Origin of the sequence: Flavobacterium sp. CSZ (assembly GCF_015350725.1) — a bacterium.
Lineage (GTDB): Bacteria > Bacteroidota > Bacteroidia > Flavobacteriales > Flavobacteriaceae > Flavobacterium.
In genome coordinates, this window is record NZ_JADKPQ010000001.1 from 371,630 (window position 1) to 396,965 (window position 25,336).

The following is a 25,336-nucleotide window of genomic DNA, read 5'->3' on the forward strand; positions in this document are numbered from 1 at the left end:
TCATTTAAAAGGTATCTCATAACTACTCCCTTCAGCTGTTTTATACACCGCCAATTGATCCAGCACAATTCCCGTTTGATTCACTTCTATTGTAACGGTATGTTTTCCTTTCGAAAGATTCGAAACGGGAAGCTTTACAATGACGCTGTTTCGCAACACATTTTCTTTCCAGGCATTTTCCCTGTCTTTTGTATTGATCTTAAAAAACTGAAATGCATTTTTATCCATTTGTATTCCTATTTGATGATCGAAATTATTGGCGTGCGTGGGCAATAAACGGACTTCGATGGTATAATTATCTGGTTCATCAATGTCAAATTCGTACGAAACAAACGGTTTTTTATTTATAAAAACATGCTGATCAAACGGAAATAAAGTGATCGCATTATTGCTGTATCCTAAACCGTTAATGGTTTTCCATTGGTATTCTTTTGTATCTTCTTTAGCACTAAACTGATTGGCGTGAATATAAATTCTGTCTGTTTTAATCGAAGTTTTTTTCGAAAAAAGATTCTTTTTAACCGAATCAAAAACCGGCAGATTTCGGGGATGCATCGACATCATATGATTCCACTTGCCATCACTCAATTTGGTATTATAAAAATCCGTTAGTTCCTGGATTTTCTGATAGGCCTCTGAAGCTAACACTTCATATTTATGCTTTTGATTTTCATCTGAAGTTGTGGCCTCCAAGTTCCAATATAAAAATTTATGGTTCATGTAAGCCGCCCCTTTTACCGGATATACCACCAACTGAAACCATGCGTCTTTTCTTTGTGCCGGAACAAAAGCTGCTAAACTATCTACTTTTCGAATCAAATTATCATAAACTTTTATTCTGTTCAGGGATTCTTCTGCCGAAAAATCAGAAAGTTTTACAGGCGTTGTCGGCTCAGTTTGGCTCCATCCCATATATTCCGGTTTTCTGAGTAATGCCAGGCGGTAATATTCCTCGAAAACAACACTCAAATCACTTGCAATTTCAGAAGTAAATTCCCTTGAAATCCAATCTTTCAAATACTGGTTAAGTCCGTCTGATTTGATGCTATTAATATTCCATGCCAAATCCAGAAAAAGTTCGGTAACATATTCTGCCGGTTTAATATCCCCCACATTTACAATCCACATTTTTTTGGCACCATTCTCAAAAGCTTTCGTCATTTCGTACCAGATCAAACCGGGCTGTGTTGTACTCAACCAAAGATAATCGTGAGGTCTGCCCCAATAACTAATATGATAATACACACCGCTTCCACCCGATCTTTTTTGCTCTTCAGTATTGCTCAAACGCCGAATATAGCCGTAATTATCATCAGGCCAGACCAAAGTTATGTCATCAGGAATTTTAAGTCCGTTATCGTATAATTCCAAAACTTCCTTGTACGGAACAAATGCCTGCGGAATGTCTGCCAAAGGCTTTTTGAAAGTAGTCGAAAGCATTTCACGCTGATTGACAATGATTTTTTCAACCATGGCAATAGATTCTGCCAAATCTTTAGCGCCTTCCATTTTACTGTCATGAACGCCTCGCATGCCCAATGTCATAATGGTTTCGTTCTGAGCCAGTTTTAATTCGTCTAAACGATCCTGCCAGTATTTATCGACCTGTGTTTTATTGGTGAAATAATTATAATCACCATGAATTTTTGGTTTCCATTCGTCTACATTATTGCGAAGCATAGGTTCTGCATGAGAGGATCCTATAACGATATGGTATTTTTGGGCTGTCTCCTTATTTCCCGGAATAGTAAAAAAACCTTTTGTAGAAGGATGCATCGCAGGCCAAATTGTATTGGCTTTTAAGCGCAATAACAGTTGAAATATCTTTTCGTAGGTTTTAGGACCAATGTCTCCTGTTTCTTTTTCGAAAGTTTTGGCTGCCCAGGGCTGTAATCCCCAGTCTTCATCGTTTAAAAAAATACCGCGATATTGTACAGAGGGCGATGCAATGATTCCCTTTCGGGGAAGTTGAAATGTTAGAGTTTCTTTTTTGATCGAATGAACATCTGCCCACCATTTCCAGGGAGAAACGCCCATTCGTTCTGTTATTTCAAAAATAGCATACACGGTTCCTCTCACATCTGATCCCGCCACTAAAAGATTGTCTTTCTCTTTTTTGATGGAAAATTTTTCCCATTGATTTAAAAGTTCTTTCTGAGTTGTTTTCGATTTAAAAAGAGAGGAAGAAACCTGCCCGATATAAATACCTTTTTTAGAAATTGTGCTTGCTGTGCTAATTTCCGGTCGTTTTCCGGTTAGTTCTTTGACATCATCCGCCAGTTCATTTACGGCCCAAATAATCAGGGGATCGGTATTTTTATCGATATAAATGGTTGTTGTTGCATTGGAATCTACAATAGAGAATTCATCTAAGTCTTTTTTCTGGCTATAAGAACTTAAAGTCGCGATCGTGAAAATTAATGCTGCTATTTTCTTCATTTTGAATTATTTTAAAATGGCCCCCGGATGGAACGGATTTGGCGGATTTACGTTGTTTTTTTTGTCGCAAAGGTGCTAAGGCACTAAGTTTTTTTCTTTACTGGGTTAATTAATCGCGCAAAGGCGCAGAGTCGCAAAGTTTTTTACTTAAAATTCTATTTGGCTAAAGCCAATCACTTTTAGCTTATTTTACCTCCAGCTAAAGCTGGAGGCTATCAAAACTTTGCGCCTTTGCGAGATTATTATGGTTCACGAGAAGACGCACTGCAGTGCGCCTCTACGATTCCCTTTTTTCCTTTGTTCCTTTGTTCCTTTGTTCCTCTGAACCTTTGAACCTTTGAACCTTTGAACCTTTCTAAAACCTTTTTAACCAATCTTTAGGCACATTTACAATACAAATATTCATGGTACGATTATCTTTAGAAAGCATCGCCGACTGAATCTGAATTTTTGTTCCGTCTCTGTTGAAAGTTGGGTGAATGTGGTCTGCTGCGGTTTCTTTGTGGCCTGTGGTAAGCATCATCATTTCGTTTGTTTTTCGATCAATTAAATACAAACTTCTTGAGAAATCATCGCCTACCGCCCATCTTCCGTCTGATGAACCGTGTACGTGCCATAAACCGCTGCCGCTTTTGGTTTGTCCGGCAATAATCATTTCTCTTGTTCTGAGATTTACAATGGCCAGACCAGTTGGTTTTTCTCGCGTTCCTGAATTTCCCCAATTGCTTTCCTGTCCGGGATTTTCAGGATTACGTACTTCATTGCTGTCTGTAACTTCTACCGGTTTTTCTTTATGGATATCAATTTTCCGATGTCCCATGATCGCCATTGCCACCTCATCTTTAGAAATTACAGCTTCATGCGTTACCCATTCATAATCGGATTCTGGATATAAAGGTCTTAACCCCGATGCGTCGGCCATGACCGTCCACGTTCTTTGAGGTGATTTTCCGCCCGTTTCCCAGCAAAAAACCAGTTCGCCGGGACTCCATACGTTCGACTGGATATGTCCTACCTGAAAAGGCACGGAAATCACATGTTTAAATTCGCCTGTTTTTAAATTCATACTGCTAATTCCGCCTGGTCCTGCACCCATATTTCTGGGACCAAAACTCTTTTCGATTTTAATATTGGGGTCCAGATATTTTGCGGCTTCTTCTTTTCCTATTCTAAAATAAACCTTTTCTTCATCTGCATCCAAAGCCATATCTCCCGAAGCACCCATTTCTGGACTTGCTGTACCGCAGACTCGTTCATAGGCTGCAACGGATTTCATTTTTCCGGTCTGACTATCTTTAAAAACATCGGCCAGATTGACTACCATAATCTGCATTTTATCTTGCAGTGCTTTACGCATAAAATACAATTTCATCGACTTTTGCGCCATGCACAACGTTCCGGTATAACCGCCTTCTGTAACCTGAACCATTACACCTGATTTTTCATTTACTGCCACGGCTTCTCCATTAGCTCTTTTGGTTCTGAAAATAAGCCATTCCCCATCAGATGTCCATTGCGGATGTGTTGGGTAAGTTTTAGAATCGCCCGCTGATGTTGTGGTTAAGAAAATTAATTCCTGACCTGTTACGGGATCTTTTATGATCTTTTTTTCAGAGGGGAATCGTTTTCCAATCTGGCTGAAGGCTGTTATTGTGCATAACAGGAAAAGTGTGTTTATTATTGGTTTTAATTTCATATACTGTTGATTTATTTGCCGCTAAGGCACTAAGTCGCTAAGTTTTTTTTTATTTATTACTTTGTCTATTAATCTCGCAAAGGCGCGGAAGCGCAAAGTTTTTTGAATTACTTTATCTATTTTATTTGATTAAGTTGCTAAGTTTTTTTGATATACTTTGACGATTAATCGTCAAAGTATATCAAAAATTCATAATTCATAACTTATAATTCATAACTCATAATTCACAACTCCTAACTCCTAACCTTCAATTGTATCGAGCTGTCATTGATTTCGAACTGATTGTTTTTTAGTAATAAAATCATTTCCGCTCCAGCCAATAAAACAGGGCCGTAACCGTGAGCGGCATATAAATTTATGGGACGGTAATAATAGAAAGAGGGGTCAAAACCCATTCCGGTTCCTACACAGGTTCCTTCGACCTGGCCTTTTGCATTTACTTTTGAAGCTACTGCATTCCACGCTAGTAGAACTGCAGGCGTATAAGCCAGTTTGTCAACGTAACCGCGATTGATTGCTCTGGCAATTGAATAGGCATAAATGGCTGTCGCCGAAGTTTCTAAATACGTATCATTTCGATCGATTAACTGATGCCAAAAACCAGTACCATCCTGATATTGCAATAATCCGGCAATGTGCTTTTGCAGTTGGGATAAAACCTGAGGATATCCCGGATGATCTTTAGGCAATACTTCAAGTAATTCGACCATTGTCATTATTGCCCAGCCATTTGCTCTTGCCCAATGAAACTGTGGATGCACCTGCATCGCTTCCACCCAGCCGTGCATATAAAGTCCGTTTTGAGAGTTGAACATTCGCTGAGAAAACTGATTGACTTGCTTCACAGCATCATCAAAATATTTGACATCGCCGGTATAATTTCCCATTTGAGCCAAAGCGGGAACGCTCATAAACATATCGTCTAACCAAAGCGAATTGTCCTGCGGGCGGTTTCTTGCCAGGGTTCCGTCTTTTAAGCGATGTTCTTTTTCACTGATGTATTGAATGAAATTATTGATAACAGGATCATAAGCGGCATTTGGATCTTTCTTTTTTGCTTTTATAAAAGCTGCACATAAAGCACCCGCATCGTCTAAAGCTTTTGGCTGTAAAACGCTGTGAACCGGGGAATCTTTGATATTTTCTGTTTTATAATTGGCAGCAATGTCTACGATTAATTTTAAGCGTTTATTGGCGTATTCTGCATATTTTTTTTTTTCTGTAGCATCGGCTGCCAAAAGCATTCCGGCATAGGTAACGCCCCATTCGTAACTAGTCAATCTAAAAGCACCGGGAGAAAATGCAATTTTTCCTTTCGCTTTTTTAAAATCTTTTACTTCTGAATTATCGCTTACATAAATCGCTTTTGAAGCTGTATTTTCTTCGAGAAAAGTATAAACCCTGCTCAATACGCTTTCGATATTGTTTTTCTCCGGAATAACATATGGTGTTATGTAATCGGGTTTCATTAAATGCAATGGTGCCGTTACATCGTTTGTCTGGGCAATTATATTGGTACAGATTCCGATTGCGAAAACGGTTATAATTTTGGTTAGGTTATAGTTCATATTTGTTTTTTTATTTAAGGTGAAAATTCAATTTTAAAACTTTTTTTTTTAATGATTTACTTCAATAGATAATTTCTATCATAAATATATAATTAATTAAAAATAAGACATTTAAATAATTTTAATTAATGTTTAAGATTAATATAAACTGACCGATCTCTATTACAGACGATTTCTCCATTTATGTATTCTAACTCCGCCACTTGTATAGAACTTCTCTTGGTTTCATAACTATCAATACCTTTATTTTCCGGTGTTCTTCCGGGGTGCGCAAAATAAAAAATATAGGCTCTGTCGTTATTCACAATAACATCGGGATGCCCACCAATTACTTTATCATCTTCTCCTGTTCCGGGAATTTGAAGGATGTTTTTTTCCTGACGCTTCCAATTCAGGAAATCATCTGAAGAATATACATTGAGCCCTCGCCATGAATCCGAAATCATCCAGTTTTTTCCCTTCCACTGAAATACTTTTGGACCTTCGCCCCTGTCTTTTACAATTTTCTTTCCCCTATCCACCCAATTATAGAGGTCTTTACTATCTGCACAATAAATTGATTTCCCGTCGTTTTCGTTGTTATAAAACATTCTCCACGAACCGTTTGGCAATTTAAAAACAGAAGCATCAATACATCTGTCCGAAGCCAGTTTCAATTGAGATTCGAATTTCCAGTCGATTAAATTTTTACTGGTCAGATGAATTATGGTTCGCGGATGGTACCAATCGTTAAAAATCCCCGGCACTATCGTTAAATACATATGACACAGGTTTTTGTACTGAATTACATCTGGTGCCCAATGTGTTACATCTTTAATTTTATAATTGATGTTGCAGGTATCTCTGTATTTCCAATTTGCACCATCTGTAGATTCAGCAACACCAATTCGGGTTCCGTGTACCCAGGTTATTCCTTTGGCTGTGGTATCTTTTGCTCTTCGATTGGTGTAGAACATGAACCATTTCTTTTCTTTATTGTTCCAAATAATGGTGGGATCGGCGGCTCCGTCAAAAACAGGATCCCGGTATAAAGGTTTGGCTGCAATATGAGATTTCTCTTTTTCTGCATCCTTTTGAGAGAAAACAGAAAGAGAAAAAAGCAGTATTACAAGGTTTAACAAGAGACATTTGAGGTTGATTCCTGACATTTTTTCTATTTAATTTTATACTTAAACGAGACTAATTGTATCTTTTTGACCCACTATTAATAATTAAATTATTAATTGAAGTGTTTTCTACTATATCTACTACAATTCAATTAATTACAATAAAAAAAATATTGAATGATAGACTTTAAAATTAAAACATTCAGACGGTATTGGTATCCTGCGCTTTCCTGCTTAAAAGATTACAAAAAGATACATCCTAAAAAAACCGTCTCTTTTTTGAGACGGTTTCAAAAACAAAAATTTAAAAGATATTAGTATCCAGGATTCTGCCATTCTTTCTTTTGGGCATCTGATAAATTAGAACCATCATCATTCAGCAATCCATCAATAAATGATTGCGGAATAGGGCGAAGTTCGTGTTTATTGGCAGTAATATTAGGTGCTGCTTCTGCATTGAATGCTTTTGCACGTTTGATTAACATTCCTGTACGGGAAAGCGTTTCCCAACGCTGCCATTCTCCTAGTAATTCACGTGTATATTCGTTAAGGATAAAGTTTAATGCACGTTCGTAGTCACTTGCAGCTCCTACTTTAGCAATAATCGCCTCATCTTCTGCTGGCAGGTTAGCAGGAAATGATGTTAATCTTAAATCTGATGCCGCAGTGGTAACCGGTATTGTTGGATTAGATAAATAATACGTGTTCATATCTAAATTTGAAGCCGCAAAGTTTGTCGCTGCAGTTCCTGTATTCAAAGCATTTGCTTTAAATGCCTGAGAACCGTCGTTATAGTAAGATCTGTTTTCACCGCTTTTCCATTGTGCTCTTGCTCTAATCACGTTGATATCCTGCATTGCATTACCATATTGCTGCAAACGGGCATAACATTCTGCGCGTACAAGATACGTTTCTGCAAGACGTGCCATAATTACATCACGGTGTGCATCTCCTCTCTCGGCAGTTCTTGAACCATCTTCTGTTTTATTGATTCCGGCAAAGAAATTACAAATTGGCTGATTTTTGAATGTAGGTGCTACGTAATTTCCGTTTTGGTACAATACCGAAGAGTTAGGAACATATTGTCCTGCAACCGCTGCCAAAGTTCCTGCTGTAGCAGTTTGTCTTTTTCCTGTTGTCCATTCCGGTAAACGGCCGTTTGCATCTGTCCATGTCGGAGCCTGAACACTTGCCCCAAATTTAGCACCGTTATATGTATTGTCATCTTTAGTATTTAATATCATTACAATACCAGGATCTCCAATTTTTACTCCTGCATTTGCAGTTACTACTGTATTGGCTCCATAAACAGTCCTAAACGTTTTCCACATACGCGCATCATTTACGTGATCGTAAACTGCATAAGCATATTCAGTTGGACGGCAACGTTGAAAGTCCATACTTCCAATCCAGACACCACGTTTTACCCATCCGCCTGAGAAACTTGAAAATTGCGGGGCAAAATAGCTATAAGTACGGTTTCCGAAACGACCAACTGTTGCAGCATCTCCGTTGTGTCCCGCCGCCATTAAAATTTCGCTTAATTGCTCATTCGGGCAGTCAATTCCTGTCCAGTTGGCATAAAGATCACTGTAATTATTCGTTAATGGTCCACGGGCAGAAATAGCATAACTACAAGCCTGAATTGCTTCATCAAGATCTTTTGCTTTGTAAGCTGAATTCCATTTGTCATTGCGTTCTGAGGCGCGGAATAATAATGCTTTTGCAAGGAAATGCGCAGCCGTGGCTTTTGTCCATGTAATTCCTTTTCCATAAGTAAAAACTTCACCTGCAAAAAGATTATAAGAATTACGTAAATCTGATATTACCTGCTCCCAACATTGTTCTTCGGTAGAACGTGTAAAATTACGAACAACACCAGTTGCCGGTACAGTTTGCAGTACAACGCCACCATATTGAGCGGTAAGACGATAATAGTTATAGCCACGTAAAAAATAAGCATGTGCCAGACAGCGATTACGAATAGCGATGTCATCAATTTTTTCTGCATTGGCAATAATGGTATTACAAGAAGCAATTCCGTAATACATTTCATCCCAAAGTGCTGCAGGATTTGTTGCGTTTCCGTTTGCTGCACCTGTAGATGCTGTAGCGCCAATTGGTCCAAAACGGTTGTCGTAAGTGTTCCACATTTCGTTGGTCAGATCGTTTGCATTGGTAAACTCATCCGTTCCGTACAATGTATTAGCATAAGACCATTCAAACCCAAAATGCCATCTTATATTTCCATAAAGTGATACTGTCAGGGCTTGAAGACCTTCTGATGTTTCGAAATAATCAGTCGAATACTGGCTATTCTGCTCTTCGTCAAGAAAGTCTTTCGAACAAGAGGAAATTGATAATCCTACCATTATCAAAAGTCCTATTCCTATATTTTTTATATTATTCATTTTTTTACTTTTTTTGTTATACTTAGTTCCGTTACAACACATTATTTTTAAAATCCAACTTCAAGACCCATAACGAAACTTCGATTAGAATAGGTTGAGTTTGTATCTAAGTCATAAAAGTCTAATGATTGGTAAATATTACCCGGATTTACTGCCTGCACATAAAGTTTAAAGTTTGATAAACCAATATTTTTTGTAAAATCTCTGGAGAAATTATATCCTAATGAAATATTACGAATTTTTACAAAAGATGCTTTTGGAAAACCAAGAAGTCCGGAAAATTTATCTGCTGATCCTGATGATGCCTGACCCAAAATAGGTTTTTGATATTGAGCATCTGTGTTGTCCGGTCTCCAATAATCAATTTCTCTTTGATTACTATGTGCTGTTAGAGCTTCTTCGACTTTCTCGGTTAAATAACCCGCACGTCCGTAAATATTGATTCCCAACTCAATTCCTTTGTAGGTAAAGTTATTGTTCCATCCCATTGTCCAGGTTGGATTACTGTTACCCAGTACTACACGGTCTGCAGCATCCATTTTGTAGTCACCATTTTGATCTTTCGGACGTACATTTCCAGGAGTAAAGTTGTAACTCGTACCCCATTTAGCCATTTCAGCAAGATCTTCCGGCGTATTTTGCCATAAACCTAAATTATCATAACCATAACGAACAGCAATTTGCTCGCCTATAAACCATGTATTATCCGGCATATCATTTTTACCATAGGCTAATTCCTCAATTTCATCTTTCTGCCAAGCCGCATTTAAATTTGTTTCCCAGGTAAATCCGCCACTTGTCTGAATCGGAATTAAATTAAGCGTTACCTCTACACCACGATTACTTGTTTTACCCACATTTGCAAAAGTCGAAGGAAAACCTGTGAGCGTAGGGATTTTTACCGCCATTAATAAATCATTTGTATAGGATTGATAAACATCGATAGCCCCACTTACTCTATTTTTAAAGAAACTAAAATCGATACCTAGATTATATTGTGTGGTTTTTTCCCATCCAAGTGCTTTATTAGCCAATGACAATTGAGTATCTGTATAATAAGGCTCATTTGTAGTATAACCAATCTGATTGCTCATACCATTGAACGGAAGATAGATAGAAGATACAAGTCCTTTTGTTTTATAAGGATCTACAGATGAGTTACCCGTTGTACCAAATCCTAAACGAAGCTTAAGATTTTCAATCCAGTTTACACCTTTTAGGAATTCTTCATTGTTAATTCTCCATGCTAAAGCAGCTGAAGGAAAGAAATCCCACTTATACCCTTCTGCCAATTGCGAAGCACCATCCCAACGACCTGACATTGTCAATAAATAACGATTGTCGTAACCATAGTTCGCACGGATCATATAAGAACTTAACTGACGTTCTGTAAGACCTGAACTCATACGGCCATTATTAGCCGGATTGGTAAGATCGACTGTTCCCATTGCATTCCATAAAAAAGATTTGTTTGGGATATTATTGGCATTCATAGAAGAATTTTCAACATTCCATGATGAAGCTGTCTGAAGCAGGGTCGCTCCTATTTTATGCTTAGCCGCAAAAGTACGGTCATAAGTAATCATATTGTCTAAAGTCCACGAAAGATCTCTACGGTTTTGCAGACGCGCATAATTTACGCCCGCACTTCCATCAGCATTGATTTTAAGTGATGAAGTTCCATCAACATAAACACCTTCTCTCCAATGGCGGAAATCTGGTCCAAAATTTATTTTATAACTAAGCCCTTCCAAAGGCGAGGCCAATTTACCTAAGTCAATTGTTGCAGAAAAATTACCTAAAAGACGCAATGTCTGTGATCTTTGCGTGCTTTTATCCCATTCGTCCATCACTGTATATACAGCTGACTCACCTCCCGGGTTAATAATCAATTTACCATTTGCATCATAAGGAACTGCAATGTTATAAATACTTTTAGCTGCTCCTAAAATTGCATTAGGCGCTGTTCCGCTTCTTGCTTGTAGGGTCGACATACCAAAATCCTGCTCACTCCATGAAGCATTTAACGAAGCATTGAATTTAAACCATTCTACCGGATTAATATTGGTACTCAATTTGGCAGTATAACGTTTGTACCATTGTCCTTTTTGAGTTCCTTCCTGATCCAGGTATCCAAGTGATCCATAAGCATTCACTTTTTCAGATCCACCACTGGCGCTTAAAACGTGTTCTTTACTGATTCCTGCTTGTGTTACAAGATCAACCCAGTCTGTATTGGTTACTTTAGAAGCATCCCAGGTACCGCTTTGCCATCCCTTTAAAACATTATCTCTTGATGTCTGACCGTCTAATGCACTGTCAAAAATTAATTTATCATTTGCATAAGTCGGAGAGTCCGGATGCGCATAAGTTGTAGAATTAAGATTATATGCCGCCCAGCGTCTGAACTGAATAAAATCAGCTGCATTCATTGAAGGAGCACGATCTACAACTTGAGAAGCCGTTAATGTTCCTGCATAGTTTAAACTAAAAACCCCGGATTTTCCTTGTTTAGTCGTCACAATGATAACTCCGTTTGCACCTCTTGAACCATAAATAGCAGTCGCAGATGCATCTTTAAGTACATCGATAGACGCGATATCTCTTGGATTCAGCGTTTCAATTGATGAATCAGACAACAAAGGAACTCCATCTACAACATAAAGAGGATTATTACTTGCTGTTAACGAACGCGTACCACGAATACGTACTGTACCGATAGATCCCGGACGCTCGTTGCTGGTAATATCAACTCCGGCAGCTTTTCCCTGTAATGCCTCAAGTGCATTAGCAACAGGCCTGTTCATTAATTGTTCTGCACTTACACTTGCAACTGCTCCTGTTACATCAGATTTCTTCTGCGTACCGTAACCTACTACAACCACTTCATTAAGTTGTGCTATATCATCTGCAAGTTTTACATTGATTTCTGAATTTGTACCAACTGTTATTTCCTGAGTTTTAGAACCTGTTGAAGAAAAAACCAACACCTGGCCCTGAGTTGCATTTACAGAAAACTTGCCATCAAAATCAGTGGTAGTTCCTGTCTTGGTTCCTTTAACAAGCACATTTGCACCCGGTATTGGTAAACCAGATACATCCGTGATCGTTCCTTTAACCACTTTGTTTTGCGAATAAGCTGTAGTATGCAATAAGGCAAACAGAGCAAAAATCAGCAAAAAATTAAGCTTGTTTTTCATAAAAGTTAAAATTTGGTTAATTATTTAGTTAATCCAAATTTATCGAGAACCTCCATGCTCTGTATCCTGTAGTATCCTGTTAGCTTTCAATATCTTATATTATTTTTTGTATTTATCTTAACAGAAAAAATCCACAACAGCTTGATTTACAACCAGTATTTAAACAGGATCACGCTGAAATATCATATCAAAAAAAATAATTATTTATTTTTTTACTATTCCTATTTATTTCTATAAAAAATTATGGATTGAAAAACAAAGACTACAATTTACTGCGTATTTAATTCTCTAAACAGGATGCTACAGGATGGCAATTTGACTCTATGCTTCTACTTTTACTTTAGTAATTTTTCAGATTTTGAAAAGTTTGAATTGAATTAGTGTTCTAACTGGTTCAAAATATTATAAATAAACAATCGCAATGAAGAAGGCTTTTATATATTTTACTATACTCCTGTTTAATTCTGTTCTATTCTCTCAGGAATTTAAGAGGGAAAAATTCAATTTTAATGCGGGTTGGAAACTAAAAACCGGAGATTTTAAAGATGCCGCGGCTGTAAATTTTAATGATAATTCATGGAAAAAAGTAACGCTGCCACACGCTTACAATCAGGAAGAAGCTTTTGAAAAAGATATCGAACATCTCACCACAGGAATTGTCTGGTACCGCAAAAAGTTCAAATTACCTAAAGGAATTAAGGACAATAAAATTTTTATTGAATTTGAAGGCATCCGTCAAGCGGGAGAAATTTATGTAAACGGACAAAAAGTGGGACTTCATGAAAATGGAGTGATGGCTTTTGGGTTTGATATTTCTGATTTGATGAAACCTTATCCGTCAGAAAATACTATTGCGCTTCGAATTGATAATGACTGGAAATACAAAGAGAAAGCTACCGGAGCAGCTTACCAATGGAACAATATTAATTTTAATGCTAATTATGGCGGGATTCCAAAAAACGTCTTTTTGCATATTACGAGTAAATTATACCAGACGCTTCCCCTCTATTCTTTTCTAAAAACTACGGGCGTTTATATTTATCCTTCTAAAATTGATATTGCCGCTTCAAGCGCTGTAATAAATGCCGAAACCCAAATTCGCAATGAATTCAATACGGCCAAAACAGTGGAATACGAATTGGTAATTGAAGATATCGATGGTAAACAAATCGCTTATTACTCTGGTGAAAAAACTACTATTTTGCCTAATGAAACTAAAATTATTAAAGCCAATAAACTAGTTGAAAATTTGCATTTCTGGAGTTGGGGATACGGTTATTTGTATACGGTAAAAACCATTTTGAAAGTGGATGGAAAAATTACTGATGAAGTTTCGACTAAAACGGGGTTCAGAAAAACCGATTTTAGGGAAGGTCAATTTTGGTTGAATGATAGAGTACTTCAGGTAAAAGGATATGCACAGAGAACAAGTAACGAATGGCCTGCAATTGGTATGTCGATTCCGCCGTGGTTGAGCGATTTTAGCAATAAACTCATTGTTGAAGGCAACGGAAACCTGATTCGATGGATGCACGTAACGCCCTGGAAACAGGATATTGAATCCTGCGACAGAGTTGGATTACTACAGGCAATGCCTGCAGGTGACGCCGAAAAAGATGCGCAGGGCGATACCTGGAAACAACGGGTAAACCTGATGCGCGATGCTATTATTTATAACCGAAACAATCCGAGTATTATTTTTTATGAAAGCGGCAATGAATCGATAAGTGAAGCGCATATGCATGAAATGAAAAGCCTCAGGGATACCTATGATCCTTATGGAGGACGTGCGATTGGTTCCCGTGAAATGCTGGACAGTCAGGAAGCGGAATATGGCGGAGAAATGCTTTATATTAATAAAAGCGCCAGAAAACCTTTGTGGGCAACGGAATATTCAAGAGATGAAGGTTTACGCAAATATTGGGATGAATTCTCTCCTCCGTTTCATAAAGAAGGCGACGGTCCTTTGTATCGCGGCAATCCTGCTCAGGATTACAATCACAATCAGGATCGTCATGCTATCGAAAATATTATACGCTGGTGTGATTATTACAGGGAAAGACCCGGAACCGGAAAAAGAGTGAATTCCGGTGGCGTGAATATCATATTTTCAGATTCGAATACGCACCATCGTGGTGAACAAAATTACAGAACAAGCGGCGAAGTCGATGCCATGCGTATTCCAAAAGATGGTTATTGGGCACATCAGGTCATGTGGGATGGCTGGGTAGATATCGAAAAACGCCGCACTCATATTATGGGACACTGGAATTATACCGATAAAGTTGTCAAAAACATTTACATAGTTTCGACAGCTTCTAAAGTAGAATTATTTGTGAATGGTGTTTCGCAGGGTTTTGGAAAACAAAGCAGTGAATTCTTGTTTACTTTCGAAAATATAGTCTGGCAATCAGGAACAATTAAAGCCATTGGTTATGATGAAAAAGGAATTATTTTAAGTGAAGATTCTAAAATAACGGCTGACGAACCAGCATCAATTCAATTAAAATTACATACTCAACCTCAGGGAATACTGGCTGATGGTGCCGATGTGGCTCTGATTGATGTTGAAGTAGTGGACAAAAATGGTAACCGTTGCCCGATCAGTAATGATTTGATCAGTTTTCATGTTGATGGTCCTGCTAACTGGCTTGGAGGAATTGCACAAGGGCCTAACAATTATATTCTTTCAAAGGAAATACCGGTCGAAAATGGCGTCAACAGAGTCATGATTCAATCTTTGGCGAAAGCCGGAAAAATAAAGATTACCGCTTATGCGAAAGGACTAAAAGAAGCCGAACTTACTTTCGAAACAAAGCCTATAACGGTTACAAACGCAATTTCGAAAGAACTGCCAGGAATAAATCTTCCTTCGAATCTGGAGCGCGGACCAACGCCAAAAACACCTTCTTATACGCAAAAAAGAATTGCCTTAAATATCCTGAACGCTGTTTCGCCATCGAATAATAATGAGACTTATAAAAGTTATGATGACAATGAATTGACCGAATGGCGAAATGACGGAAACAGCAATACAGGATCGATAACCTACACGCTTTCTAAACCAAGTGTGGTAAACGAATGCGTGGTTAAAATGACGGGCTGGAGAACCAAAATATATCCTATTTGTATTTTGGCCGATGGTAAAGAGGTTTTTAAAGGCAATACAACTCAAAGTTTGGGTTATATTACTATTGCACTGAAGCCTGTTCTTGCTGAAAAGATCACTATTGAATTGATTGGCGCAAGCAAAGAAAAAGATATTTTTTCTAAAATTGTCGAAGTAGATACCACAAAAGAACTAGATTTATATAAAGATAAAACATCAGTAGATGCAACCGGACAATTACGTATTGTTGAAATAGAATTTTATGAGAAAATTAAATAATTTGAGAACGCTAAAAGCCTTATACCTTTTTATATCCTTTTGGATGAGTATTGCATCATTTGCACAAAAAAAAGATATTCCGTTATGGGATAAAATTCCTGATGAGATTCAGGCAACCGGATATGCTGAAGTAACAGACAGAAAAGGCGACATTTCAGAAGGTGTCCGAATGGTTACTTTGCCTACCCTTACCGCCTATTTTGCTGCACCTGAAAAATCAAACGGAACTTCTGTTATTATTTGTCCCGGCGGTGGCTATGGTATGCTGGCCATTAATAAAGAAGGTTATAAAGTAGCAGAATGGTTCAATAGTTTAGGGATTAATGCTTTTGTTTTAAAATACAGATTACCAAGTGATATGATCATGAAAAATAAAACCGTTGGGCCTTTGCAGGATGCTCAGGAAGCGGTAAGACTGGTACGCCGAAATGCTGTGAAATGGAAACTGAACCCCAACAAAATCGGGATTATGGGTTTCTCCGCCGGAGGGCATCTGGCAGCGACATTGAGCACGCATTATAATGATAAAGTCTACACGCCAACTGATACTACAAGTGCAAAACCTAATTTTTCTATTTTAATTTATCCTGTTATTTCCATGCAAAACGGAATCACGCACGGAGGTTCAAGGGATAATTTACTTGGCAAAAATACCAGCAGCGAAGCCATAGAAAAATATTCGAATGAAAAACAAATAAATACTGCAACGCCCAAAGCTTTTTTGGTTCATGCCACTGATGATAAGGACGTTCCTGTAGAAAACAGCATTAATTATTATTTAACTTTAAAGAAAGAAAAGGTTTCGGCAGAAATGCATTTGTATGAAAACGGCGGTCACGGTTTTGGTTTAGGCGTAAAAGGAACGAATGCAACCTGGCCAAAAGCTTGTGAAAAATGGCTTAACGCCAATAATTATACGCTAAAAGCCGATGGGTATGTCTTTACTTATTTTAAAGGAAATGGCGAAGACGGCCTGCATCTGGCCTACAGCGAAGATGGTTATCAATGGAATGCTTTAAAAAATGATACTTCGTTTTTAACGCCTGAGGTTGGCAAAGATAAATTGATGAGAGATCCCTGCGTTATAAAAGGCGGTGACGGATTGTATCATATGGTCTGGACGGTAAGCTGGACAGATAAAGGAATTGGTTACGCTTCATCAAAAGATTTAATTCATTGGTCGAAACAGGAATTTATTCCTGTAATGGCACACGAGGAAAAAACAAGAAATACCTGGGCTCCCGAAATTACTTTCGATGAAAAAAATAAAACCTATATGATTTATTGGGCTTCGACAATTGACGGAAAGTTTCCGGAAACGAAATCCGATGAAGAAAAAGGATACAATCACAGAATTTATTACACGACTACCAAGGATTTTAAAAAGTTTGAAAAAACAAAATTATTGTACGAACCGGGTTTTAATGTTATCGATGCCTCGATCGTAAAACAGGATCAGGGATATGTGATGTATCTTAAAGATGAAACGCGCAATCCGGTGCAGAAAAATTTAAAAACTGCTTTCAGTAAAAATCTGACAGGTCCTTACAGCAAAGCCAGCGAACCTATTACAGGAAATTATTGGTCAGAAGGACCAACTGCAATTCAAATAGACAATCAATGGGTGGTGTATTTTGACAAATATACGCTGAAGAAATATGGTGCTGTAAAACAAACTTCAAAAGGCTGGCAGGATATTTCGGATCAGGTTAGTTTTCCTTCGGGAACTCGCCACGGCACGGTGATAAAAGTTTCAGCTGAAGAGATTATGAATTTGAAGAAAGAATAAAGTTCTCTTTTATATAAAAAAAATATACATCTGACATAATTATTTATATGCCAGATGTATTTACAAATCAACCTCCAATTAAATTCTTATTTTACTGTATACGACATACGGTTTGCTTCACAAAGCCTGAAGTAACCTAAAGCAAAATTGTTAGCATCAGTAGTATTAATTATATTTCCTCTGATATTGCCCGGTACTGCAGCAAAAGGGTTCGAATTTGTAACCTCTAAAATCAAATTCATGTAATTATAAAAGTTTTTAGAAATACCACGATGTGTGATATCAAGAACTTTTCCCGGCTTTAGATCTTCATCTGTAAATTTTTCATTGATTTCATTTCCATTCAAAAATTCATCACTTGTCGATGTGTATTCCGGATAAGGCAAAATATCCGTTTTATAATCTGTCAGATAATAATTGACCTGATCAGCAGGGTCTTTATAATAAAATGTTACCACAATAAGATCTTCTCCTGTTACATCGGCCATAAATTCCTGGTCTATTCTTTCAACTTTCGGCACAGAAACTAATTTTTCGGTAGCGGTTAGAGTTTGTCCATCAACTTGTACAAATAATTTATACTCCATATCAATTGCAGGAACAAAATTAGTACACTTATATAAACCCGGTTCAGCTTCATTAAATGTAAAAATATCTCCATTACTATTTTCAACTCTTACCTGTGCTCCTGAAACCTTTGGTGTTGTTGGACTGTAATACGAAGCCATTCTGGTTATTTTTATCGACTGTTCGTTTCCGCTTGTTCCTTTTTCCCAAATGATCTCGGCATCAATCACGATTTTAGGATCTCCAGTTTCCAGATCAAGTTCAACTACCTTGTCGCAGGATGAAAGAAGTAAAACAAAAAGAAGACTAAATAAAGTAAAAGCTTTACTTTTTAAATTGTATTTTTTTAATCGTAACATACTATTAAAATTTAAAATTATAAGAAACTCCAGGTACTAAACCATAAATAGACAGTTGTTTGGACTCATTTGCTCCCGTAGTATCATTTTGAGAAAACGTAATCGATGCAGCATTTTGTCTGTTATAAAGATTATAAATACTAAATACCCAGTAGCTTTGCCATCCTTGTTTTTTATCAGGTTTAGGCGTATAAGTTGCGCCAATATCCAGGTGATGATATGCAGGAAGTCTGTCTGAATTTCTCAAGGTATAATTAGGTACATTTCTTCCGCCAAATTCATAATAACCGTTTGGGTACGTTACCGGTTGACCTGATTGCAGGGTAAAATTAGCATTAAACGACCATTTAGGATTGAACTCGTAATTGGCAGTAATATTCAGATTATGCAATTTATCGTATCCTGATAAATACCAGCCGCCATTTGCGATACCCGGTTCTTCAGGAGTTCTTCCCGGCGTTCTTTGTTCAGCTTTAGACAAAGTATACGCAACCCATCCTGTAAAACGACCTGTATTTTTTCTGAACAATAACTCCATACCGTATGATCTCGCTTCTCCATTAAGAATATCCTGCTCGATATTGTTGTTACCCAATAAATTTGCACCATCAATGTAATCGATGCGGTTTTTTATTTTTTTATAAAATAATTCTCCTTCAAATGAATACTCGCGCTCCTTGAAATTCTTGAAATATCCTACTGCATACTGATCCAGCATTTGCGGTTTTGTAAAAGGTCCGCTTGGTGTCCAGATCGTCATAGGTAATGGAGCGCGGGTATTCGACAACATATGAATGTATTGCGACATTCTGTTGTAGCTCGCTTTTACTGAAGTTTCATCATTAAAGGCAAATGATAATGCCAATCGCGGTTCAAAGTTATCGAACTTACTGATGGTTTTTCCTTTTCCGTAATATTTACTTCCTATTGGATCTGCTTCTTCATAAATATGATATAATGGATTGTATACTACTGATTGTCCATTTTCGTACGTATTGATAGTTTCGTTACCTAAACGCAAAAACGTACTGTAACGAAGACCGTAACGAAGATTCAGCTTTTCTGTGACCTGATTTTCAACATCAAGATAAGCCGAAGTTTCTAAAGCATATTTTTTATCTAATTGATTGTAATTAAACTGCGAATCAACACCATACGGCTGTACAGTTCCCGGATTAAAATCATAGTATAAACCATCAATACCATAGTTCAGTTTAAAATTGTCTGATATCGTGTGGTTCCAGTTGTATTTAAGCCCGTAGTTGGTGATTTTACTATCCCATTCAAATTTTTGAAATGGTATTTGCAGGTTAAATTTATAATCACTGTAAAAAACAGAAAGGTTCGTATTTAAGTTGTCCGAAAATTTATGTTTCCAGCTAAACGTTCCCATCGTATTACCGTAAGTACTGGCAAAGAAATTATTAATATCGAATAAATCATTTCCCATATAACCGGAAAAAGAAATTGTATTATTGGCTCCTAAACGATAATTAAACTTGGCATTAATATCATAAAACATCACAGAACTTGTAATATCAGTCAGTTTTAAAAATAAATGCGCATAAGAAGCACGTCCTGCAATAATAAACGAACCAACGTCTTTTTTTAAAGGGCCTTGTACTAAAAGTCGGCTGGATATAAGTCCGATACCTCCATTTACTTTATACTCATTAAGATCCCCTGTTTGCTGAGTGACATCAAGAACTGATGAAACGCGTCCTCCAAATTTAGACGGAATCCCTCCTTTGTATAAATCTAATCCGTTTACGATATCTGCATTAAAAATAGAAAAGAAGCCAAACATATGAGAATCCCCATATACCGGAGCACCATCTAAAAGAATCAAATTCTGGTCAGCAGCACCTCCACGCACGTTAAAACCTGATGAAGCTTCGCCGGCGTTAGTAACACCGGGCAAAGTCAATAATGATTTTAAAGGATCCGGTTCCCCCATAGCAGTCGGAAGTCTTTTAATCTCGGCCATCGAAAGTTTATTCACACTCATTTGAGTATTCTTTACATCAACTGCCTTGCTTGTGGTGATGACTACCTGTTCCAATTCCTGACTGTCTGACTGCATGTTAAATTTCATTCTTTCATCATCAGAAATCGTAATACGCTTTTCTTTATTTTTCAAACCCACATAACTAATCTCAACGGTGTAAGTGCCATTGTCGAGTTCTATAGAAAAATATCCATTCGCATCTGTTGTAGCGCCAGTACCCGCTTCTCTTACATAAACATTAGCACCAATAACTGGCTCTCTCTCATCATCAAGAACCTGACCGGTTAGCTTGTTTTTTTTTTTAACCGATGACGCTTTCGTAGTTTTTTGCTTTACAAAGATATTATTGCCTACGATCGAGAATTGAACCGATGCGCTCTTATTCAGTTCACTGATTAATTCCTTTATTTCGGTATTGTTAAATGTACGTTTTTGGGTAAAATATTTTTGACTTGTATTAATTTGATCTGTAAAGGCAAATTTAAAATCGGTTTGATTTTCTATCTGCTTAAAAAATTCTTTTAATGTTACAGTCTGGTCTACCGTTACGGTTACGTTTTGGGAAAACATACACCAACTGAATAAAAAAAAGCATGCTGAAATTATATGCTTCATGAAATTTTGTATTTTTGAATATTATTAAATAGGATAGCTTCATACTATCTTGACAATGAGGAGGATGTTTAGTTTCGCGGCTAGTGCATCCTTTTCTTTTCTATTGAAAAGTAATCTGTTTTAAATCTTCATTTATTTCAAAGTTTAGGTTATACATTTCTGATAGTAATTCGAGAATCGTTTTTAGATCTTCTTTTTTATTAATGCGTACTGTAATTTTCTGATTATTATATTCTGCCGGAAGCATTACTTTGTACCCATAATTGGACTCGATATATAGGCTTACATTGCTTAGTTTTTCATCATCAAAATCCATAAATCTGTTAAACCCTGCTACTACAGCGGTTTCATTTCCGTAAGTAAATTTTTCTCCAGGTTTCAGTATCCATTTTTTATCCTGATTTTTTACATTCATCTGTACGCTTCCTTCATAAAGGGCAACCTCTACTCCATTTTGGTTATGTCCTGTAACGGTAAAAGAAGTTCCTAAAACTGTAGTTGTCGTTTCGTTGCAAAGCACCTGAAAAGGGTGTTTTTTGTCTTTTTTTACTTTGAAATAAGCTTCTCCGGAAACTTCAACTTTTCTGTTAACCGCAAAATTATCAGCATAAGCAATTTTAGAATTCGGGCTTAACTCTACCCTTGAACTATCTGGGAGAACAATACTTTTGATGATAGAGCTGGTATTTTCTATCGTATTTCCGGCAATACTTATATCGGTATTATTTACTAAAGACGGACCCTTAAAATAAAGTCCGGTTCCTACCAGAACAAAAAGTAAAATGGCTGCCGCTGCTGCATAATGACGCCAAGGCTTACTCTGCTTTTTTGGAGCAAACGCCTTTGCCTGGAATTGTTGCCAGGAAACCTCTTTTTCGCTATCAGAATGCGAAATGGGAGTTTCGTCCCAGATTTTTTTTAATTCTTCTTCTATTTTTTTTTCATCCATTGCTTGGGGCGTTATATTTTTTGACAATAAAATCCTTGTTTATTAAAAACACCGTAAACCATTTCCTTGATATCTCTGTTAGTTTCGATTCTTAGAATATGATTATTATTTTCTAAGTCGAATTTCATGATACAATCAGAAATAATAAACTGCAGAAGCACTACAATAAAGCTTGCATCTTCTTTGGTTGTAACATCTGTTTTATACGATTCGATATGCATTTTATGTTCCTGTTTATTAGTATAACAAACGAGAACACAAAAGTTCCTAATGCTCTTCGATTTTTTTTCGAATAAATTTACTGGCAAGGTAAATATGATTGGCAATTGTCTTTTCAGAAAGATCTGTAATTGCTGCAATCTCCTTATAGCTAAGGTTTTCCAGTTTATGTAAAGTAAATATTTTTTGTTGCTGTTCCGGAAGAAGATTGATGAAATTATGCAGTTTTTCTCTTCTTTCTTCAAAAATTATGGTTTCTGTATCCTCAGTTTCCATTTTTTCGAACCCGGGATCAAGCTGAATTATTTTATTTTCTCTGTTAACGTGATTGAGAATGATATTCTTGCATATCGTAAACAATTGTTTATCGAATAAAACGTCTTCATTAAGTAATTCTCTTTTATTATACAATCTTAAAAAAGTTTCCTGAACAAAATCCTGCGGGGTCAGCACTGTAAAATCGAAACGTCTGGCAATGTTTATCAGTTTATCGTAGTAATTGAGATATACTTCTTTGAAAGAAGCCTCATTACCTTTTTTTAAACTTAATATAAACTTCTTGTTGTCCATAAACGCAAATACGATGATTAGTCTTAACTTAAAATACCTAATAATATTGTGTTTTAAGTTGGTCGCTAAGACTTGGTTTTCGTTACCTTTTTTTAATAAAATTTTAGTTGGCAAAGAACAGAATTTTAATTTACGTTCGTAAACTTTTTTAAGAATTTTAGTTTCTCAATTACAAAAGAATAATTTTAGTTCTTTTATTACGCATAAAACGCATGCAAAAAATCTTAAATAAAATTGATTGTTAGAGGAAAGTAACTTCTTTAATTCTTTTATGTAAGTTTATTCTTTTATGTAAGTTTATTCTTTTATTTACATTATTTTATTTTTAAAACGGACTTTTAAATTGAAATAACCTGCACTATCACTCTTATTTTACCAATTTATTCCAGAATTGGATAATAGCTTTGCTGTATAATTTATCCTGTTTTTTTTAGTTTTTCTATAGCGCTTTTTCAAATTTTAGAATGCTAATATCTGATTTAAGATCAGATATTTACTATTTTATTTCTGAAGATTTAAAGCGAACCCTAAGTAAACTTCTTAAATTAATAGGGCATTTTAAAATTAGAATCAGACTAATAGTTATCTTCCATTCAATGTTATTAAAACTTAAATTTTTACCATTTTTAGAAAAAATTAAGAATTGCTTATTTTTCAAATTACTATATTTGGCGCACTATCAAATTTATCTCCTGTCTTTTTTAATGAATCCTTTCAGGAGGCGAAGAATATTGTTCATGAAACACTTTAAGTTTTTTTGTCTAGTTTTATTACTCTCGCTTTCTTTTATAAGAAGTACAGAGTCTAATAGATATCAGCCAGAACTTATTGATTATTGTACTCCGGATAATGTTTCTGCTGATGAAATTCCGTATTTTTTATCTTCAGATTTATCATTATCCAAAAATCTGGAAATTCATTTCATAGTAAAAAATAAAATAAAACACAGGGCTACACCTTCGGATAGCACTATACTAAAAACACCTTTTTTTACTAAGATCTTACATTACAAAATCTTAGTAAATAAACTAATTTATAGTATAACCACGTTTTATCAAATTCAGTGTCATAGTCACCTGCACTTGTACCAACTTTTCTAGATTTTAATTTATTTTTTAATGTAAAGAACCGCTGTTCTATTGTCTTTTATTTTTAATAAAGGCCACATTACTTATAAAAATATTTCTCAAAAACATGGCATAGCTCTTAGGGCTTCTGCCGGCACATCCATTATTTTCCATACTTATTCCCTTGTCTTCCTGTCTATTAATGATCAGGAAGAGAACCTATTTATACACCATTTTTTAAAATTTAATCATGAAAATTAAAAACAATTTATTTTTTATCGCCATTTTATCCTTATTCGTTTTAGTCTCGTGCGGAGATAAAACCCAAAAGAATGCAGACAAAATAAAAACTCTTCCCGTTTATAAGGTAACTTTAAAAGATACCATCGTTTCCAACCGATTTGTGGCCGATGTGCACGCCAAAAACAATGTAGAAATTCACGTTAGAATTCCGGGATTACTCGACAAAGTATATGTGAGTGAAGGCCAAAAAGTAAAAAAAGGCCAGCTTTTATTTCAAATAAGCGATGTAGAACTTCAAATACAACTCTTAAAAGCCCAGGCTGTTTACAAAAGTAGTATGGCCGATTTAAGAATCGCAACCGTAGAGCTGGAACAAGCTCAGACGCTTTTTAACAAAAAGGTAATTGCTGATAAGGAATTAGAATTATCTAAAGCAAAACATGATGCGGCTTCTGCCAAAGTAGCTCACGCTTCCGCGGAAAAAAAAGCGATCACCCAACAGATTAGTTTTGCTACAATTCGTGCACCATTTGACGGAACAGTGGACCGAATTCCGTTTAAAGAAGGAAGTCTGGTCGAAAACGGATCTTTACTTACAACTGTTTCACAATTAGACGATGTTTACGCGTATTTCTCTATTCCTGAGAATACCTATTTCCAGATGATGGAAGACAAAACCCTTCATACACAAGGTGATATAAAACTTGTATTGCCCAACGGAATAGTTTACGATCAAAAAGGAGAACTAAAAACCGCCGACGGAGATATTGACAGACAAACAGGCTCTATTCAATACAAAGCAAAATTTCATAATCCGCAGGGATTTATCAAACACGGAACTTCAGGAAAACTGATTATTTCAGAACCCAAAACCAATGCGATTATAATTCCGCAAAAAGCTGTTTTTTCTATTCAGGATAAACAATTCGTATTTCTGGTGGGCAAAGAAGGCATTGTAAAAATGACCAACGTCACCATTGGAAGTACTCTTGACGATGTATACATTTTAAACAAAGGGCTAAAAAATAACGATTTAATTGTTCAGGAAGGCATTCAGTCTTTGCGTGACGGAGATAAAATCAATATAAAAGAAACCCAAAACGCAACCCTGTAATTAGTATACATATTTAAAAGATTTCACA

At 36.5% G+C, this 25,336-nt stretch carries 14 protein-coding genes; 3 read left to right on the forward strand and 11 right to left on the reverse strand.

All coding sequences use genetic code 11. The annotated features are described in order from the left end of the window. From IRZ78_RS01590 to IRZ78_RS01615, 6 genes are all read right to left on the reverse strand, one after another. The gene (locus IRZ78_RS01590) at positions 1-2,439 is read right to left on the reverse strand and encodes a glycosyl hydrolase 115 family protein (RefSeq protein WP_194614851.1); all 2,439 of its coding nucleotides are present in this window, start codon (positions 2,437-2,439) and stop codon (positions 1-3) included. 355 nt (positions 2,440-2,794) lie between these two features. After that, complete coding sequence (locus tag IRZ78_RS01595; protein WP_194614852.1) at positions 2,795-4,135, reverse strand: hypothetical protein; 1,341 nt, start codon at positions 4,133-4,135, stop codon at positions 2,795-2,797. 233 nt (positions 4,136-4,368) lie between these two features. Further along, positions 4,369-5,703 carry a glycoside hydrolase family 88 protein gene (locus IRZ78_RS01600; RefSeq protein ID WP_194614853.1) on the reverse strand — a complete coding sequence of 445 codons (1,335 nt, stop codon included), beginning with the start codon at positions 5,701-5,703 and terminating at the stop codon, positions 4,369-4,371. A gap of 125 nt (positions 5,704-5,828) precedes the next feature. Further along, complete coding sequence (locus IRZ78_RS01605; protein ID WP_194614854.1) at positions 5,829-6,851, reverse strand: family 43 glycosylhydrolase; 1,023 nt, start codon at positions 6,849-6,851, stop codon at positions 5,829-5,831. 272 nt (positions 6,852-7,123) lie between these two features. Next, positions 7,124-9,220, reverse strand: a complete 2,097-nt coding sequence (locus IRZ78_RS01610) for a RagB/SusD family nutrient uptake outer membrane protein (protein ID WP_194614855.1) — start codon at positions 9,218-9,220, stop codon at positions 7,124-7,126. Between the two features lie 47 nt (positions 9,221-9,267). Beyond that, complete coding sequence (locus IRZ78_RS01615) at positions 9,268-12,420, reverse strand: TonB-dependent receptor (RefSeq protein ID WP_194614856.1); 3,153 nt, start codon at positions 12,418-12,420, stop codon at positions 9,268-9,270. Positions 12,421-12,841: 421 nt separating this feature from the next. Between IRZ78_RS01615 and IRZ78_RS01620 the strand changes: the two genes are divergently transcribed. Further along, complete coding sequence (locus IRZ78_RS01620) at positions 12,842-15,808, forward strand: sugar-binding domain-containing protein (RefSeq protein WP_194614857.1); 2,967 nt, start codon at positions 12,842-12,844, stop codon at positions 15,806-15,808. Then, a complete protein-coding gene (locus IRZ78_RS01625; protein WP_194614858.1) occupies positions 15,792-17,597 on the forward strand; it encodes an alpha/beta hydrolase fold domain-containing protein in 1,806 nt (601 codons plus the stop codon). The genes IRZ78_RS01620 and IRZ78_RS01625 overlap by 17 nt, the downstream gene beginning before the upstream one ends. Positions 17,598-17,683: 86 nt before the next feature. Here the strand turns inward: IRZ78_RS01625 and IRZ78_RS01630 are convergent, their stop codons facing one another. The 5 genes from IRZ78_RS01630 to IRZ78_RS01650 form a co-directional block, all read right to left on the reverse strand. Then, a complete protein-coding gene (locus tag IRZ78_RS01630; protein ID WP_194614859.1) occupies positions 17,684-18,523 on the reverse strand; it encodes a DUF4249 domain-containing protein in 840 nt (279 codons plus the stop codon). 4 nt (positions 18,524-18,527) lie between these two features. Continuing rightward, complete coding sequence (locus IRZ78_RS01635; RefSeq protein ID WP_194614860.1) at positions 18,528-21,146, reverse strand: TonB-dependent receptor; 2,619 nt, start codon at positions 21,144-21,146, stop codon at positions 18,528-18,530. A 100-nt stretch (positions 21,147-21,246) separates the two neighbouring features. Continuing rightward, complete coding sequence (locus IRZ78_RS01640; protein ID WP_194614861.1) at positions 21,247-22,095, reverse strand: FecR family protein; 849 nt, start codon at positions 22,093-22,095, stop codon at positions 21,247-21,249. A gap of 11 nt (positions 22,096-22,106) precedes the next feature. Continuing rightward, complete coding sequence (locus IRZ78_RS01645; protein ID WP_194614862.1) at positions 22,107-22,316, reverse strand: hypothetical protein; 210 nt, start codon at positions 22,314-22,316, stop codon at positions 22,107-22,109. Between the two features lie 46 nt (positions 22,317-22,362). After that, complete coding sequence (locus tag IRZ78_RS01650; RefSeq protein WP_194614964.1) at positions 22,363-22,884, reverse strand: sigma-70 family RNA polymerase sigma factor; 522 nt, start codon at positions 22,882-22,884, stop codon at positions 22,363-22,365. 1,317 nt (positions 22,885-24,201) lie between these two features. Here IRZ78_RS01650 and IRZ78_RS01655 point away from each other — a divergent pair. After that, positions 24,202-25,308 carry an efflux RND transporter periplasmic adaptor subunit gene (locus tag IRZ78_RS01655; protein ID WP_194614863.1) on the forward strand — a complete coding sequence of 369 codons (1,107 nt, stop codon included), beginning with the start codon at positions 24,202-24,204 and terminating at the stop codon, positions 25,306-25,308. The last annotated feature ends 28 nt before the right edge of the window (positions 25,309-25,336 follow it).